The sequence below is a fragment of the Pseudomonas sp. QLc11A genome (assembly GCF_052112305.1).
GTDB classification, from domain to species: domain Bacteria; phylum Pseudomonadota; class Gammaproteobacteria; order Pseudomonadales; family Pseudomonadaceae; genus Aquipseudomonas; species Aquipseudomonas laurylsulfatiphila.
Map to the genome: position 1 here is coordinate 284,352 of NZ_JAVAJJ010000004.1, position 14,074 is coordinate 298,425.

At 60.4% G+C, this 14,074-nt stretch carries 16 protein-coding genes; 9 read left to right on the forward strand and 7 right to left on the reverse strand.

What is annotated here, in order from left to right; all coding sequences use genetic code 11:
• Positions 1 to 15: 15 nt before the first annotated feature.
• Both Q8X48_RS08845 and Q8X48_RS08850 read right to left on the reverse strand, forming a co-directional pair.
• Positions 16 to 2,520 carry an ABC transporter permease gene (locus tag Q8X48_RS08845; RefSeq protein ID WP_407800480.1) on the reverse strand — a complete coding sequence of 835 codons (2,505 nt, stop codon included), beginning with the start codon at positions 2,518 to 2,520 and terminating at the stop codon, positions 16 to 18.
• On the reverse strand, positions 2,520 to 3,203 hold the full coding sequence (locus tag Q8X48_RS08850) for an ABC transporter ATP-binding protein (protein ID WP_407800479.1): 684 nt from the start codon (positions 3,201 to 3,203) through the stop codon (positions 2,520 to 2,522). The genes Q8X48_RS08845 and Q8X48_RS08850 overlap by 1 nt, the downstream gene beginning before the upstream one ends.
• A gap of 10 nt (positions 3,204 to 3,213) precedes the next feature.
• Here Q8X48_RS08850 and Q8X48_RS08855 point away from each other — a divergent pair, with 10 nt between their 5' ends.
• From Q8X48_RS08855 to Q8X48_RS08865, 3 genes are all read left to right on the forward strand, one after another.
• Positions 3,214 to 3,819 carry an arylesterase gene (locus tag Q8X48_RS08855; protein ID WP_095966393.1) on the forward strand — a complete coding sequence of 202 codons (606 nt, stop codon included), beginning with the start codon at positions 3,214 to 3,216 and terminating at the stop codon, positions 3,817 to 3,819.
• Between the two features lie 56 nt (positions 3,820 to 3,875).
• On the forward strand, positions 3,876 to 4,169 hold the full coding sequence (locus Q8X48_RS08860; protein ID WP_003226812.1) for a hypothetical protein: 294 nt from the start codon (positions 3,876 to 3,878) through the stop codon (positions 4,167 to 4,169).
• Between the two features lie 972 nt (positions 4,170 to 5,141).
• The gene (locus Q8X48_RS08865; RefSeq protein ID WP_095966395.1) at positions 5,142 to 6,116 is read left to right on the forward strand and encodes a L,D-transpeptidase family protein; all 975 of its coding nucleotides are present in this window, start codon (positions 5,142 to 5,144) and stop codon (positions 6,114 to 6,116) included.
• A gap of 123 nt (positions 6,117 to 6,239) precedes the next feature.
• Here Q8X48_RS08865 and oprI read toward each other — a convergent pair whose 3' ends face one another.
• Positions 6,240 to 6,491, reverse strand: coding sequence for an outer membrane lipoprotei OprI (oprI, locus tag Q8X48_RS08870; RefSeq protein WP_003199355.1), 252 nt, complete (start codon positions 6,489 to 6,491; stop codon positions 6,240 to 6,242).
• A 641-nt stretch (positions 6,492 to 7,132) separates the two neighbouring features.
• On the opposite strand from oprI, the gene Q8X48_RS08875 reads away from it, so the two are divergent.
• On the forward strand, positions 7,133 to 7,420 hold the full coding sequence (locus tag Q8X48_RS08875) for a GNAT family N-acetyltransferase (RefSeq protein ID WP_007973562.1): 288 nt from the start codon (positions 7,133 to 7,135) through the stop codon (positions 7,418 to 7,420).
• Between the two features lie 85 nt (positions 7,421 to 7,505).
• Here the strand turns inward: Q8X48_RS08875 and Q8X48_RS08880 are convergent, their stop codons facing one another.
• Positions 7,506 to 8,582, reverse strand: a complete 1,077-nt coding sequence (locus Q8X48_RS08880) for a 3-deoxy-7-phosphoheptulonate synthase (RefSeq protein ID WP_007973561.1) — start codon at positions 8,580 to 8,582, stop codon at positions 7,506 to 7,508.
• A 187-nt stretch (positions 8,583 to 8,769) separates the two neighbouring features.
• Entirely contained in the window at positions 8,770 to 9,213 is a 444-nt protein-coding gene (locus Q8X48_RS08885; RefSeq protein WP_126049990.1) for a PilZ domain-containing protein, read from the reverse strand.
• Between Q8X48_RS08885 and Q8X48_RS08890 the strand changes: the two genes are divergently transcribed.
• From Q8X48_RS08890 to cysB, 5 genes are all read left to right on the forward strand, one after another.
• The gene (locus Q8X48_RS08890) at positions 9,212 to 9,598 is read left to right on the forward strand and encodes a thioredoxin family protein (protein WP_015094026.1); all 387 of its coding nucleotides are present in this window, start codon (positions 9,212 to 9,214) and stop codon (positions 9,596 to 9,598) included. The genes Q8X48_RS08885 and Q8X48_RS08890 overlap by 2 nt on opposite strands.
• Positions 9,595 to 10,548, forward strand: coding sequence for a putative 2-dehydropantoate 2-reductase (locus tag Q8X48_RS08895; RefSeq protein WP_407800478.1), 954 nt, complete (start codon positions 9,595 to 9,597; stop codon positions 10,546 to 10,548). Before Q8X48_RS08890 ends, Q8X48_RS08895 begins: the two co-directional genes overlap by 4 nt.
• Before the next feature lie 25 nt (positions 10,549 to 10,573).
• Positions 10,574 to 11,479, forward strand: a complete 906-nt coding sequence (locus tag Q8X48_RS08900) for a 5'-nucleotidase (protein WP_407800477.1) — start codon at positions 10,574 to 10,576, stop codon at positions 11,477 to 11,479.
• A 95-nt stretch (positions 11,480 to 11,574) separates the two neighbouring features.
• Positions 11,575 to 12,078 (forward strand): universal stress protein, encoded by a 504-nt coding sequence (locus Q8X48_RS08905; protein WP_407800476.1) that lies wholly within the window; start codon positions 11,575 to 11,577, stop codon positions 12,076 to 12,078.
• A gap of 113 nt (positions 12,079 to 12,191) precedes the next feature.
• Positions 12,192 to 13,166: an HTH-type transcriptional regulator CysB gene (cysB, locus tag Q8X48_RS08910; RefSeq protein ID WP_046043380.1), complete on the forward strand. Its 975-nt coding sequence runs from the start codon at positions 12,192 to 12,194 to the stop codon at positions 13,164 to 13,166.
• 6 nt (positions 13,167 to 13,172) lie between these two features.
• Here the strand turns inward: cysB and Q8X48_RS08915 are convergent, their stop codons facing one another.
• Positions 13,173 to 13,655, reverse strand: a complete 483-nt coding sequence (locus Q8X48_RS08915; protein WP_015094030.1) for a GreA/GreB family elongation factor — start codon at positions 13,653 to 13,655, stop codon at positions 13,173 to 13,175.
• Between the two features lie 2 nt (positions 13,656 to 13,657).
• On the reverse strand, positions 13,658 to 14,068 hold the full coding sequence (locus tag Q8X48_RS08920) for a hypothetical protein (protein ID WP_407800475.1): 411 nt from the start codon (positions 14,066 to 14,068) through the stop codon (positions 13,658 to 13,660).
• Positions 14,069 to 14,074: the final 6 nt, after the last annotated feature.

A 14,074-nucleotide genomic window follows, 5' to 3' on the forward strand; every position in this document is an offset into this window, starting at 1 on the left:
GACGGCTGGAGTCTATCAACCCTCGCGCAGGACTGTCAGTGGGCTGGCGTTCAATGCCCGACGGGTGCCGAACACACCGGCACCGCCGATCAGCACCGCGCCCAGCAGTGGCAGCAGCAACAGCCAGGGATGGGGATGCCACGGCAGGTCAAAGGCATAGCGGTAGAGCACCAGGCTCACCAGTTCCGACCCCAATGCCGCCAGCAAACCGCTGACCGCCCCCAGCAAACCGAACTCGATGCGCCGCGCCTTGACCAGCAATTGCCGTTCGGCCCCCAGCGCGCGCAGCAGCGCGCCCTGGCGAATGCGTTCGTCCAGCGTCGCCTGCAGGCCGGAAAACAGCACAGTCATCCCAGCCGCCAACACAAACAACAATACGTACTCCACCGCCAGGGTGACCTGGGCGAGGATACTGCGCAATTGTTCCAGCAAGGCTTCGACCTGCAGGATCGTCACCGCCGGGAAGGCGCGGGACAGGTCGACAATCTGCTGGTCATGTCCCGCTGCCAGATAGAAGCTGGTCAGGTAAGTCGCTGGCAGATCCTTGAGGGTGCCGGGCTGGAAGATCATGAAAAAGTTCGGCTGGAAGTTATCCCAGTTGATCTCCCGCAGGCTAGTGACTTTCGCCTCGCGATTGACCCCGCCCACGCTGAAAACCAGATGATCGCCGAGCTTGATTTTCAGGCTTTCAGCGACCTTGCCTTCCACCGACACGCCGGGAACATTGTCTGGCGTTTGTTCGTTCCACCAATTGCCCGCCGTGAGCTTGTTGCCCTCCGGCAGGTCCGCCGCCCAGGTCAGGCTCAGGTCACGCTGGATCGCCCGGTCGCCGGCCGATTCCTTGGTGACGATCTGCTGCACCGGTTCGCCGTTGATACTGATCAAGCGCCCAGGCACCACCGGGTACAAGGGTGCCGATTTTGCCGACACGGCGATCAGGTGATCGGTGAAAGCCTGTTTATCCGCAGGCAGGATGTTCAGGGCGAAGTAATTGGGGGCGTTTTTCGGCAGCTGGTTCTGCCAGGTATCCAGCAATTCGCCGCGCAGCAGCGCAATCAGCGCCATCGACAGCAGGATCAGGCCGAACGCCAGGGACTGGCCCGCGGCAGCGAGCGGATGACGTAGCAATTGCCCGAGTCCCAGGCGCCAGGGCAAGGACGCACGCGCGAGCAAGCGCCGCAGGCTCTTCAACAGCAGCAACAACAAACCGCCCAGCACCAGCGCTGCAATCACGCCACCGCCGAGCAGGGCAAAGGTCAGCACCAGGTCCAGGCTCAGGCGCCACATGATCAGGGCGAGGGCGCCCAACGCTGCACCGTAGACCATCCAGGTGCTGGAAGGGATCGGCAGCATGTCCCGGCGCAGCACGCGTAATGGCGGAACCCGGCCCAGAGCCGCCAGCGGCGGCAAGGCGAAACCGGCCAGGGCCACCAGTCCGGTGCCGATCCCGGCGACGGCCGGAAACAGTCCGCCCGCAGGTACGTCGGTCGGCAGCAAGTCGTGCAGCAGGGCAAACAACCCCAGCTGTGCGAGCCAGCCGAGGAGGGCGCCGCTGATGCTGGCCAGCAGCCCGAGCACAGTCAGTTGCAGGCTGAACAACACCATGGTTTCCCGGCGCGATAGTCCGAGGCAGCGCAGCAAGGCACTGGCATCGAAGCGGCGGGTGGCGAAGCGGGTTGCCGACAACGCCACCGCCACGCCGGACAGCAACACCGCCACCAGGCTGGCCATGTTCAGGTAGCGTTCGGCCTTGCCCAAGGCTCCGCCGATCTGCCGGTTGCCATCCCGGGCGTCCTGTAAGCGCTGGTTGGCGGCGAGTCCCGGTTTGATCAGTTGCCGATACATCTCGAGTGCCTGGGCATTGCCTCGCCATAATTCGCGATAGCTGACCCGGCTGCCTGGTTGCACCACGCCGGTTGCCGCAAGGTCGTCGAGATTGATCAGCACCCGCGGCGTCAGGCTGTAGAAATTGCCGGCGCGGTCGGGTTCGTAGGTCAGCACCCGCGCCAGTTTGAGGGTTTTCATGCCGACATCGATGCTATCGCCGATCTTCAGGTCCAGGGCGGTCAGCAGGCGTGCCTCGACCCAGGCTTCACCGGGTTGCGGTCCGCCACCGGCGGTTTCCGTAGCGAATGGGGCGGGTGCGCTTTTCAGTTCGCCGCGAAGCGGGTAGGTGTCATCGGCCGCCTTGATGCTGGACAACTGGATGCCGTTGTCGGTGGCGATAACGCTGGAAAACTCCACCACCTGCGCATGTTGCAGTCCCAACTCTGTGCCGCTTCTTATCTGTTCGGGGCGTGCGGGCGAACTGCCTTCGAGGAGCAGGTCGGCGCCGAGAAACTCAGTGGCGCGCAGCATCATGGCGCCATTCAGGCGGGCGCCGAAATAGCCAATGGCAGTGCTCGCGGCCACGGCCACCAGCAAGGCAAAAAACAATACGCGTAATTCACCGGCGCGGGCGTCGCGCAGCAATTGGCGGATGGCGAGACTGAACAGGCGCAACAGCGGCAGGCGTGCCATCAAGGCTCCAGAGGGGCGACCAGCAGGCCGGCTTCAAGACGGATCAGGCGCCGGCACCGATGGGCCAGGCGTTCATCGTGGGTCACCAGCACCAGGGTCGTGCCGCGTTCCTTGTTGAGTTCGAACAGCAAGTCGCTGATGCGCTCACCGGTGTGACTGTCGAGGTTGCCGGTCGGTTCGTCGGCGAACAGCACATCGGGTTCGGCGGCAAACGCGCGGGCAATCGCCACGCGTTGTTGCTCACCCCCGGAGAGCTGGCGCGGCGAATGCGTCAGGCGCTGGCCGAGTCCAACACGCTGGAGTAATTCGGTGGCGCGTTCGCGGGCGTCCTTGCGGCCATCGAGCTCCAGCGGCAGCATGACGTTTTCCAGGGCATTGAGGCTGTCGAGCAGCTGAAACGATTGAAAGACAAAACCCACGTGCTCGGCGCGGATGCGCGCACGCTGGTCCTCATCGAGGTTGCTCAGGCCTTGCCCGGCGAGGGTGACTTCGCCGCTGCTCGGCAGGTCGAGACCGGCGAGCAGGCCCAGCAGGGTGGATTTGCCGGAACCGGAAGCGCCGACGATGGCAAGGCTGTCGCCCTTGTTCAGTTCCAGGCTGAGTTCGTGCAGGATGGTCAGATCACCTTCCGCGCTGGGAACCACTTTGCTAAGGTCCTTCGCGATGAGAATGCTTGCGCCCATGGAGAGTCCGATGCGTGTCTGGTTTTTGAGTGCTGGCCTGGCCTTGATGTGCATGGCCCAAAACGCAGCGGCGGGTACAGTCCTGATCGTTGGCGATAGTATCAGCGCCGGTTTCGGGCTGGATACCCGGCTGGGGTGGGTGTCGCTGCTTGAACAACGGCTCAGGCGCGAAGGTTTCGACGACAAAGTGATCAATGCGTCCATCAGTGGAGACACCAGTGCCGGAGGTCAGGCGCGCCTGCCCGCGCTGCTTGCAGAGCATAGACCGGAACTGGTGATCCTCGAGTTGGGGGGGAATGATGGCCTGCGCGGGTTGCTGCCAACTCAATTGCAACAAAATCTTGCTTCGATGATCGACAGCTCCCGGGCCAGCGGTGCCAAGGTGCTGTTGCTCGGCATGCAATTGCCACCCAATTACGGTGCGCGTTACACCAAGGCGTTCGCCGAGGTCTACAGCAACCTGGCCGATGAGAAAAAGATCCCGCTGGTGCCGTTTTTCCTCGACGGCGTGGGCGGTCATCCGGAGTTGATGCAGGCCGACGGCATACACCCGGCCGCCGGGGCCCAGGACAAGTTGCTGGAAAATGTCTGGCCTACTCTAAAACCGCTGTTATGACACTTTTCTAGACGCAGGCTTTCGGCTAAGGTGGCGCCCCCGATTTGGAGCCCCCGATGCCGCGTCCCGCCTGGTCACTCTTTGCCTATCAACTGATCGAGCCTGACGAACAGCTGGATCTGTTCGCCTGCCAGGAAGTGCGGGTGCATCTGGTGACCCGTCAGCTGGAGTTGGGCGGCTCGGCTGACCGGACCCTTTGCGGCAGCCTGTTGCCGGCACAACCGCGCTGGTCGAGTGTTGATCGCCGGGTGTTTCAGGATCAGCGGCTGTGTTCGTTGTGCCGGGCCATTCTTGAGTCGCAGAAGCGGGGGACGTCGCCGATCTGGCCTGAATTGCGGTTTGAGCTTTGATCCGTCGGGAATCCAGGCGGCCTGATAGCCGACCTGTGTTTTGTTTACCGTGTACATATCCATTGCTGCGGTAACGGCCACTTATGGTTTCGCCCTGACGGCGAGTCCCTTTTGTCAAACGAACGACACAAAAGGAACCAAAAAGTCTCGCCCCTTACGTACGGCCCCTCGCTGAGGCTCGGGGTTCCTTCGCTCCGGTATTCATCCGGGGGCATTGCCCTCCGGTCGGCTTCGCTTCGACCTGCATGCAATGAGTTCGACTGCGTCGAACGGCGCTGCGCGCCCATCCCCGGATGAACACCTGCGCTCAGCCTGCCGAGGGGGCGGGTGGATCAAGATCACAAGCTGCAGGCGAGCTAACGCTCGGCCTGATGAGTGGTGAGAAGCGGCGCGGTGTGGGCTGTTCTGCTTTTGCTCTTCTGTGGGAGCGGGCTTGCTCGCGAAGGCGGCCTGACAGGCGCAGGTACAATCACAGACGAACGAACCCAGCAAACAGGCCGGTCGGTAGGCCGCCTCGCTTTGCTTTTGCGGTGTACGCCCCTCGTGAGGCTGAGCGCAGGTTCTGCGCAGTGGGCTCTGTAGGAGCGAGCTTGCTCGCGAAAAACCTGAGAGCACCGCGGGGTGCCAGGCTCCCCGCATCATCGTTGACCTCCATCGCGAGCAAGCTCGCTCCTACAGGCCGGGCGCCGTTCCGTTTTTCCAAAGTGCCCCGCTGTAAAAGCGGAACCGCCAGAGGCCGTGACCGCAGCAATTGGATATGTACACCCGTAAAAAGCACATCGCCCAACACAAAGCCTTCGCGAGCAAGCCCGCCACAGGGATCTTTCAGTGGCCAGGGGCCCAATGTGGGAGCGAGGACAATCGCAAAATCGCCTTGCACTGCCTGCAATCGGGCCATCTCCCCGAAATAACGGGCGGCAGTGTACAATCGCGTGCTTATACCCTCTGTTGATCATGCGAAGGATTTTCCGGATGTTGCCGCGCTTTCCTGCCGTCACCCGCTGCCTGACTCTTGCCGCCCTTTTTGTGGCCGGTCCCGTTGCAGCATTGGAGTTGCCCCTGCCACCGCCCGGTGAGGACATCATCGGCCAGGTGCAGGTGATCAAGGCCAAGTACGAAGACACGTTCGCCGATCTTGGTACTGCCTATGACCTGGGCTACACGGAAATGGTCGCGGCCAACCCGGGTGTCGATGCATGGTTGCCGGGCGCCGGCACGGAAATCATTCTGCCGACCCGCTTCATCCTGCCACCAGGCCCGCGTGAAGGCATCGTGATCAACCTGGCCGAGTACCGTCTCTACTACTACCCGAAAGGTAAGAACGTGGTGTACACGTTCCCGCTGGGTATCGGTCGTGAAGGCTGGGGCTCGCCGATTGCCCACACCAGCATCACCGCCAAGACGCCTAACCCGACCTGGACGCCTCCGGCGTCGATCAAGGCCGAGCACGCGGCAGACGGTGACCCGCTGCCCAACGTTGTGCCGGCAGGCCCTGACAACCCGCTGGGCCCGTTCAAGTTCACCCTGGGCACTCCGGGCTACCTGATCCACGGTTCGAACAAGAAGTTCGGTATCGGCATGCGCACCAGCCACGGTTGCTTCCGCATGTTCAACAACAACGTGCTGCAAATGGCGGGCATGGTACCGGTCGGTACCTCGGTACGGATCATCAACGACCCGTACAAGTTCGGCATGAGTGGCGGCAAGGTCTATCTGGAGGCGCACACGCCGCTGGACGACAAGGGCAACCCGTCGGTGGTCGACAAGCACACAGCGGTCATCAATGCGATGCTCAAGCGTGAAGACATCACCAACAACCTGCGCATGAACTGGGATGTGGTGCGGGACGTGGTGGCCGCTGAAGACGGCCTGCCGGTCGAGATCGCTGTGCCGGGCAACGGCATCGCGCCGATGGTGTCGAGCACGCCGATCGATCCGCTGCAGTAACGCGGGTCAAGAGCCCGTCGATGCTGACCGCGTCGACGGGTTTTTTATTGCCTGGAGAAACGCCGGGCAATAAAAAAGCCGACCCAAAAAATGGGTCGGCTTGATAACAATCCCGAGGGATTATTACTTGCGGCTAGCTTTGTCCAGCATGCGCAGAGCACGCTCGTTAGCTTCGTCAGCAGTCTGTTGTGCTTTTTGAGCAGCAGCCAGAGCTTCATCAGCTTTACGGTAAGCTTCGTCTGCACGAGCCTGGGAGCGAGCAGCTGCGTCTTCAGTAGCGGTCAGACGTGCTTCGGTTTCTTTCGATGCGCTGCTGCAACCGGTAGCCAGAACTGCGGCCAGAGCCAGAGCAGAGAATTTCAGAACGTTGTTCATCGTGTTCCCCTTCAAGGACTTTCTATTAAGTAGCTATCTCCTCCGATTGAGGAAATAGCCGGCGTACATACTACCCATTACTTGTAGTAAGTAAAACTGACGTGAAGCAAGAAGCAAAAAAAATTGTAGGCGTTGATTCTTTTTCGAGCAACTTTTAACTGAATTGTTTAAAAAATATCCAGCTGCAAGGCCCGTGGCTGAGCGAACTGCCGAGAAAAAGTTCCTTCGGCACAGCGCTCTTTTTCCCTGGCTGGCTAAAGTCCGCCTATATGGATTCGTCTACACTTTTGTTCGGCTTTTGCGTGGCGCCTCTCACTATCTTTCTCGATGTTCAGGTGACTTTAACAACGGACGCTCGTCTTAAGTCTCAACATCCGGCAATGTTCAGGCTATCGACCCGGAGTGACCTTCGGTCGAGCCATTCCTGCGTGATTACGGAGCAGCACCCGCCAACCGGCATGATGACGAGCGCACCTTGAGCATTTCTGCCAATGGTGCCTACTATTTGTACGTGCTCGGTAGCGCGAGATCGGTGCAGTTCTTCTCGGTGTCCATTCAGGCACGGGGTGGCGTAGATGTTCCTTCGCCGGAAAAACATCGGTAAGGTAGGGGTCGGAATTCCAGACCCGCGAGGAGTAGTGATGAGCGAGGCGTTGTCCATCCACCATGACCAGGCTGGTCATCAGTTCGAGACCAATGTGGACGGTCATCGTGCCTATCTGACCTATATGGATCTGGGGAAACAGACCCTGGATATCTATCGCACCTTCGTGCCCAACGCATTGCGTGGTCGCGGTATTGCGGCAGCCTTGACCGAGAAGGCGCTGGAGTACGCTGACGAAATGGGCTACACCGTCATTCCATCGTGCTCCTACGTCGAGCGCTACATGGAGCGTCACCAGCGGCATGCGGCCAAGCTGAGTCAGTGACTTTCAGTCAAACGAATGCATAAAAAAACGCCGGGTTCTACCCGGCGTTTTTTTGTGTGCGCTTTTTGAACAGGCCGTCAGGCGATCAGCTGCGATCGCGTTTAGGCAGCACATCCTTGAGCTTGGCATGCATGCTGCGCAAGGTGTTTTCGGTCGCGGTCCAGTCGATGCAGGCGTCGGTGATCGACACGCCGTACTGCAGATCGGCGAGGTCTTTCGGGATCGCCTGGGCGCCCCAGTTCAGGTGGCTTTCAACCATCAGGCCGATGATCGACTTGTTGCCTTCGAGGATCTGGTTGGCGACGTTTTCCATCACCAGCGGTTGCAGGGCCGGATCCTTGTTGGAGTTGGCGTGGCTGCAATCGACCATGATGTTGGGCTTGATCTTCGCCTTGTTCAGTGCCTGCTCGCAAAGCGCAACGCTGACCGAATCGTAGTTCGGCTTGCCGTTGCCGCCGCGCAGCACTACGTGACCGTAGGCATTGCCCTTGGTCGTCACGATGGAGACGCCACCTTCCTGGTTGATGCCCAGGAAGCGGTGCGGGCTGGAAACCGACTGCAGGGCGTTGATCGCCACGGTCAGGCCGCCGTCGGTACCGTTCTTGAAGCCGACGGCCGAGGACAGGCCGGACGCCATTTCACGGTGAGTCTGGGATTCGGTGGTGCGCGCGCCGATGGCCGACCAGCTGATCAGGTCCTGCAGGTACTGCGGGGAGATCGGGTCGAGGGCTTCGGTGGCGGTTGGCAGGCCTTTTTCGGCCAGGTCCAGCAGCAACTGGCGACCGATGTGCAAGCCATCCTGGATCTTGAACGAGTCGTCCAGGTACGGGTCGTTGATCAAGCCTTTCCAGCCGACGGTGGTACGTGGCTTCTCGAAATACACGCGCATGACCAGATACAGGGTATCGGACACTTCGGCTGCGAGAACCTTCAGGCGCTCGGCATATTCGTGGGCGGCCTTGATGTCGTGGATCGAGCAAGGCCCGATAACGACGAACAGGCGGTGGTCGGTGCCATCCAGAATGTTGCGAATGACTTCGCGGCCCTTGGTGACGGTGCGCAGTGCGGCGTCGCTCAGGGGAATATCGCGCTTGAGCTGATCGGGAGTGATCAGCGTCTCGTTGGAGGCGACGTTTAGGTCGTTGATCGGTAAATCAGCCATCGTTTACTCGTCAGGTCACGGGTGCCGGCCGCCAGCGAACCCGCGCGGCGGAGCACAGCAAATTAAGCGCGTCGGGGAGCTGAACCTTAGCGCGTTACACCGTGGCTCGACAATGGGCAGACGCCGGTTTGGTGGGCTTTCGCAGTCAGTTTCCCTGCCGTGAGGGGCAAACTGATCAAGTACGCCCCTATTCCGGCACAGGTTGCGCAAAAGCCTTGCGCACCGAATCGTGCGAGAACTCGTCGGCATGCTCCTGGACCCATTCGAGCGCCAGGGCCTGAACATCCTGCAAGTCTTCGTGGGACTCATGCAGGCGGCAGTAGCGTTCGATCTGGCACACCTGCTCACCCATTCGGGCGCTGAACAGCGTTTGTTCGTCGACGAAGGCGATGCCCACCAGATAACCGCGTTTGCGTCGCAGGCACCAGGCGACATAACCCAGGTAGCGCATGTCCGGGTTCACGGTCGGCATGCGTACTTCCAGTGCCGTGCCGTAGCGCCACGCGCGGTGATAATTGCAAGCCATGCCCCCGAGGCTGATAGTGTGCAGCTGCCGTCGCGAAATACACTCAGGTTTGAGCAAGGTTAATTCGACAGGCACATCGTCAGGGTGAGGAATGAATCGTCCCATGAACACAGACTCCATGTGTCGGCCATCTGACATTGTTCTCCCCAGTATAGTGGTCGAATTGGAACTGACCGATTTTGACGCCGACCAACGGCTGCTGGCGATGAACGGTGTTTCGCTGGTTATTTTCACCAGTGTCGGCTGCGCCAGCTGCCGTTTTGCCCGCGAGCAATTGCCGACACTCGATCTGGTCGTCGATCGGCTGTGCTGGATCGATGCCGGCAATAACGGCGGAGTGGTCGAGCGTTATCAGGTCTTTCACTTGCCGGCGCTGTTTGTCGTTCGCGACGGCGAATTCTTCGGAACACTGAAATCGCGCCTGACCGACACAGAGCTCAATCGAGCCGTGCGCCAGGCGTTGAGTCGAACAGCAGAGGAGTTGCCATGATGGGGACAGTTGCCAGGCCGACAATCGGCATTATCGGGACCGGCGCAATCGGCGGGTTCTACGGGGTGATGCTGGCACGTGCCGGTTTTGATGTGCATTTTCTGCTGCGCAGCGAGTTTTGCGCCGTGGCCGAGCACGGGTTGCGAGTCGATAGCGCGCCCCACGGCGCACTGATGCTGAACCCGGTGCAAGCCTATTCGAAGGCTGAAGACATGCCGCCCTGCGACTGGCTGCTGGTGGGCGCGAAAACCACCAGCAACGCAGATCTGGCACCGGCCATCCTGCAGGCGGCGGTACCGAATGCCAAAGTACTGTTGTTGCAAAATGGCCTGGACGTGGAAGACAGCCTGCGCGAGTTGCTCCCCGATTCGCTGCATGTGCTCGGCGGACTCTGCTACATCTGCGTCCATCGCGAGGCGCCGGGCGTCATCACCCATCAGGCGCTGGGCGCGGTACACGTGGGTTATCACAGCGGTCCCGCCGATGGGCCGACACGCACTGCAATAGTCGAGGAGGGCGTCGGCCTGTTCCGCAGCGCCGGGCTCGATTCCCAGGCCATGGCGAATTTGCATCAGGCGCGCTGGCAAAAACTGGTCTGGAATATCCCCTACAACGGTCTCTCGGTTTTGCTCGGGGCGAGCACCACGCCGTTGATGGCCGATGCCGACAGTCGCGAACTGATCAGGGCGCTGATGGCTGAAGTGGTGCAAGGCGCCATCGCCTGCGGGCACGACGTACCGCCAGGGTATGCCGAGCACCTGTTCATGGTGACCGAAAAAATGCCCGACTACTGGCCGAGCATGTACCACGATTTCCTGCACAAGCGGCCGCTGGAGCTGGCGGCGATCTACGCTCGACCACTGGCGGCCGCCAGGGCCGCGGGATGTGAAATGCCACGCATCGAGGCCTTGTATCGCAGCTTGAGTTTCATTGATCGACGCAACACCTGAGTCGACCGACCTGAGGGGGAAGGGCATGCCAAAGGCAATTGACGACAAGCTGGTGCTGGCGATTTCTTCGCGGGCGCTGTTTGATTTGAGTGAAAGCCACAAGGTCTATCTGTCGAGCGGCGTCGAAGCCTACCGGCAATATCAGATCGAACACGAAGACGAAATCCTTTCGCCCGGAGATGCTTTTCCGTTGGTGCAGAAACTCCTGAACCTCAACAATAGCCTGGGTCGCGCCCGGGTCGAGGTGATTCTGGTGTCGCGCAACAGCGCCGACACCGGGCTGCGGGTATTCAATTCGATCGACCACTACGGACTGGCGATTTCCCGTGCGGCATTCGTCGGCGGACGTAGTCCGTATCCCTACCTCAAGGCCTTTGACTGCGATCTGTTTCTCTCGACCCACGCCGAAGACGTACGCAGTGCCCTGGACGCCGGATTCGCCGCGGCGACCATTCTGTCTGGCGGTGCCAGCCGTGCGGCCAGCGACGAGCTGCGCATTGCCTTTGACGGAGACGCGGTGCTGTTTTCCGATGAGTCGGAGCGCATTTATCAGGCCGGTGGTCTGGAGGCGTTCCAGGCCAGCGAGCGTGAGGCCGCTCGCGAGCCGTTGCGCGGTGGGCCGTTCAAGGGCTTTCTCGCGGCCCTGAACCTGTTGCAGCGTGAGTTCCCGGAGGACGCCTGTCCGATTCGTACCGCGCTGGTCACGGCGCGATCGGCGCCCGCCCATGAGCGGGTGATTCGCACGTTGCGCGAATGGGACATCCGTCTTGACGAATCGCTGTTCCTCGGCGGCCTGACCAAGTCCGCCTTTCTCGAAGCATTCGCCGCCGATGTGTTTTTCGACGATCAGGCCGGCCACTGCGAGTTGGCCCGTGAAGTCGTCGCCACCGGTCATGTGCCCCACGGCATAAGCAACGAGCAAAAGGTTTAAGCCCGCCGTTCAATGTGTTGCGCCGGACGTCGTAGTCGCCAAGGCACTGCTAAGCTCAATCAAATGTCCGCCATGTTGGCAGTCGAGGAGGTCATATGATTCGTTCGATGCTGTACGCCACTGACCTTGGCCTGTACGCGCCCGTGGTGATGCAGCATGCCCTGGAGCTGGCCCGCACCTTCAATGCCAATTTGTACGTCGTGCATGCGGTTGAGCCCATGGGGTTGTTTGCCGAATCGGTGCTGCAAAGTTATCTCGATGAACAGGCGCTGAGCGAGTTTCACAGCCAGGGCCTGAATACAGTGATTGCCAGTATCGAGCAGCGGGTGCTCGACAGTTTTCGTGAGGAACTGGGGGATGAAGGGGAGCACGACCTGGAGCGGATTCAGGCAGTCAGGGTGCTGCAGGGCGACCCCTCGCAGGTGATTCTGGACCAGGCGCAGAAACTCTCCGTGGATTTGTTGATCGTAGGAAGTCACAGCCACGGTGCGGGTGCGGAAACGCCTTTGGGCCGGACCGCCGCCCGTGTGTTGCAACTGTCCAAGGTACCGGTCTATCTGGTGCCGCTGGTGCAACGTCGTCGTCAAGGGGACCTCTAGGACCCGAATAATGGCAATCTGATAAAAAAGTTCTAGATTTATTCTTCGAGCCATTAATATAGTTATATATCGTCGCTGATGCCCGTGGCGTCTACCTGCTTTGAGGGATTCATATGAAGCTTCAACAATTGCGCTACATCTGGGAAGTGGCGCACCACGACCTCAACGTTTCCGCTACAGCCCAAAGCCTTTACACCTCTCAACCGGGCATCAGCAAACAGATCCGTCTGCTGGAAGATGAGCTGGGCGTCGAAGTCTTTGCCCGCAGCGGCAAGCACTTGACCCGGGTCACCCCGGCCGGTGAGCGCATCATCACCACCGCTGGCGAGATTCTGCGCAAGGTTGAAAGCATCAAGCAGATCGCCCAGGAATTCTCCAACGAGAAGAAAGGCACACTGTCGATTGCCACCACTCACACCCAGGCGCGTTATGCGTTGCCGCCGGTGATCAGCAATTTCATCAAGCAATATCCGGACGTTGCCCTGCATATGCACCAGGGATCGCCGATGCAAATCGCCGAAATGGCCGCTGACGGCACCGTGGATTTCGCCATTGCCACCGAAGCGCTTGAACTGTTCGGTGATCTGGTGATGATGCCGTGCTACCGCTGGAACCGCTGCGTGGTCGTGCCTCAGGGGCACCCGCTGACCAAACTGTCGAAACTGACCCTCGAAGCGCTGGCCGAATACCCGATCGTCACCTACGTGTTCGGTTTTACCGGCCGTTCGAAACTCGACGAAGCGTTCAGCCATCGAGGCCTGACCCCGAAAGTGGTGTTCACCGCCGCCGACGCCGACGTGATCAAGACCTATGTTCGCCTGGGCCTGGGCGTGGGCATCGTGGCGAAAATGGCCGTCGACAGCAAACTCGACAGCGACCTGGTCGTACTTGATGCCAGCGAACTGTTCGAGTCCAGCGTGACCAAGATCGGCTTCCGTCGCGGCACCTTCCTGCGTGGCTTCATGTGCGACTTCATCGAGAAGTTCGCGCCGCACCTGACCCGCGAAGTCATGGCCAAGGCCATTCAATGCCACAACAAGCAGGAACTGGAAGAGCTGTTCGAAGGTGTCGAACTGCCAGTCCATTAAGCCCGTTTAAACGACCTCGGTGACAGCGAACTGTTGCCGAGCGCCCGCCACCGTAATTTCCACCTCGTCGCCCTCGAACTTGCCCAGCAGGCTTTTGCCCAGCGGTGAGCGCGGGGTGATGACGGTGATCAGTTGCCCCACCAGGTCGACTTTCAACCCGGCTGCATCAGGGGCGAGGAACAGCCATTGTTCGCGCCCCTTTTCGTCTTCGAGCCCGAGCAGCGCGCCGACTTCGATGCCCCGCTGTTCGTCATACGGGCGCAGGGCCAGGTTCTGGCAGAGGCTCAGTGACTGGCGGATTTCCTCGACCCTTTTGGCTTGCCCGGCCGCGAGATAGGACGCTTCGAGCCCCAGGGTGTCGTATTTGTTTTCAGCGATGTTTTCTTCATGGGTCGCCGTTTCGTAGGCGGTTTGCGCGGCCCGTTCGGCGATGTCGAGATCGATCTGCAGCTTGTCGAGAATCAGTTGGTGGACGGTGTGCTTATTCATGATCAATCGCAGAATTGCAGGACGTTGGCGCGACTTTTTTCGCTGGGTGCAGTCCGGTCCTGTTGCAGCCAGAACTGACAGTTCGGGTTGGCCAGGTTGCGAGTGCTGCTGCGCGCCTGATCGAGCCGTTGTGCCTGCTCGCTCTTGCGCAGGTTTTCTTCATATTGCTCGAACAGCGGGCTCTGTGGCGGGATGTCCGGTACAGGTTGAGCCACCACCGGTGGCTTGGCCAATTGCTCCACAGCTGCTGCTACAGGTGCCAATTGTTCGCTGAAAAGCAGGCGTGAAGCGAGCCAGCAGGTCAGCACAATGGCAATGAATCCCAGCCACATGCCGAGGGCGATGCTGCCGGTCAGTTGCAGGGCATTGAGGCTGATCGGGAAGGATCGGCGCGGAGCGAGGCGGTGGGGCATGGTTGC

Excerpts from the sequence above, each read along its gene's own strand:
- Q8X48_RS08845 (WP_407800480.1), bottom strand. The coding sequence starts at position 2,520 with ATGGCACGCCTGCCGCTGTTGCGCCTGTTCAGTCTCGCCATCCGCCAA.
- Q8X48_RS08850 (WP_407800479.1), bottom strand. The coding sequence starts at position 3,203 with ATGGGCGCAAGCATTCTCATCGCGAAGGACCTTAGCAAAGTGGTTCCC.
- Q8X48_RS08855 (WP_095966393.1), top strand. The coding sequence starts at position 3,214 with ATGCGTGTCTGGTTTTTGAGTGCTGGCCTGGCCTTGATGTGCATGGCC.
- Q8X48_RS08860 (WP_003226812.1), top strand. The coding sequence starts at position 3,876 with ATGCCGCGTCCCGCCTGGTCACTCTTTGCCTATCAACTGATCGAGCCT.
- Q8X48_RS08865 (WP_095966395.1), top strand. The coding sequence starts at position 5,142 with ATGTTGCCGCGCTTTCCTGCCGTCACCCGCTGCCTGACTCTTGCCGCC.
- oprI (WP_003199355.1), bottom strand. The coding sequence starts at position 6,491 with ATGAACAACGTTCTGAAATTCTCTGCTCTGGCTCTGGCCGCAGTTCTG.
- Q8X48_RS08875 (WP_007973562.1), top strand. The coding sequence starts at position 7,133 with ATGAGCGAGGCGTTGTCCATCCACCATGACCAGGCTGGTCATCAGTTC.
- Q8X48_RS08880 (WP_007973561.1), bottom strand. The coding sequence starts at position 8,582 with ATGGCTGATTTACCGATCAACGACCTAAACGTCGCCTCCAACGAGACG.
- Q8X48_RS08890 (WP_015094026.1), top strand. The coding sequence starts at position 9,212 with ATGAACACAGACTCCATGTGTCGGCCATCTGACATTGTTCTCCCCAGT.
- Q8X48_RS08885 (WP_126049990.1), bottom strand. The coding sequence starts at position 9,213 with ATGGGACGATTCATTCCTCACCCTGACGATGTGCCTGTCGAATTAACC.
- Q8X48_RS08895 (WP_407800478.1), top strand. The coding sequence starts at position 9,595 with ATGATGGGGACAGTTGCCAGGCCGACAATCGGCATTATCGGGACCGGC.
- Q8X48_RS08900 (WP_407800477.1), top strand. The coding sequence starts at position 10,574 with ATGCCAAAGGCAATTGACGACAAGCTGGTGCTGGCGATTTCTTCGCGG.
- Q8X48_RS08905 (WP_407800476.1), top strand. The coding sequence starts at position 11,575 with ATGATTCGTTCGATGCTGTACGCCACTGACCTTGGCCTGTACGCGCCC.
- cysB (WP_046043380.1), top strand. The coding sequence starts at position 12,192 with ATGAAGCTTCAACAATTGCGCTACATCTGGGAAGTGGCGCACCACGAC.
- Q8X48_RS08915 (WP_015094030.1), bottom strand. The coding sequence starts at position 13,655 with ATGAATAAGCACACCGTCCACCAACTGATTCTCGACAAGCTGCAGATC.
- Q8X48_RS08920 (WP_407800475.1), bottom strand. The coding sequence starts at position 14,068 with ATGCCCCACCGCCTCGCTCCGCGCCGATCCTTCCCGATCAGCCTCAAT.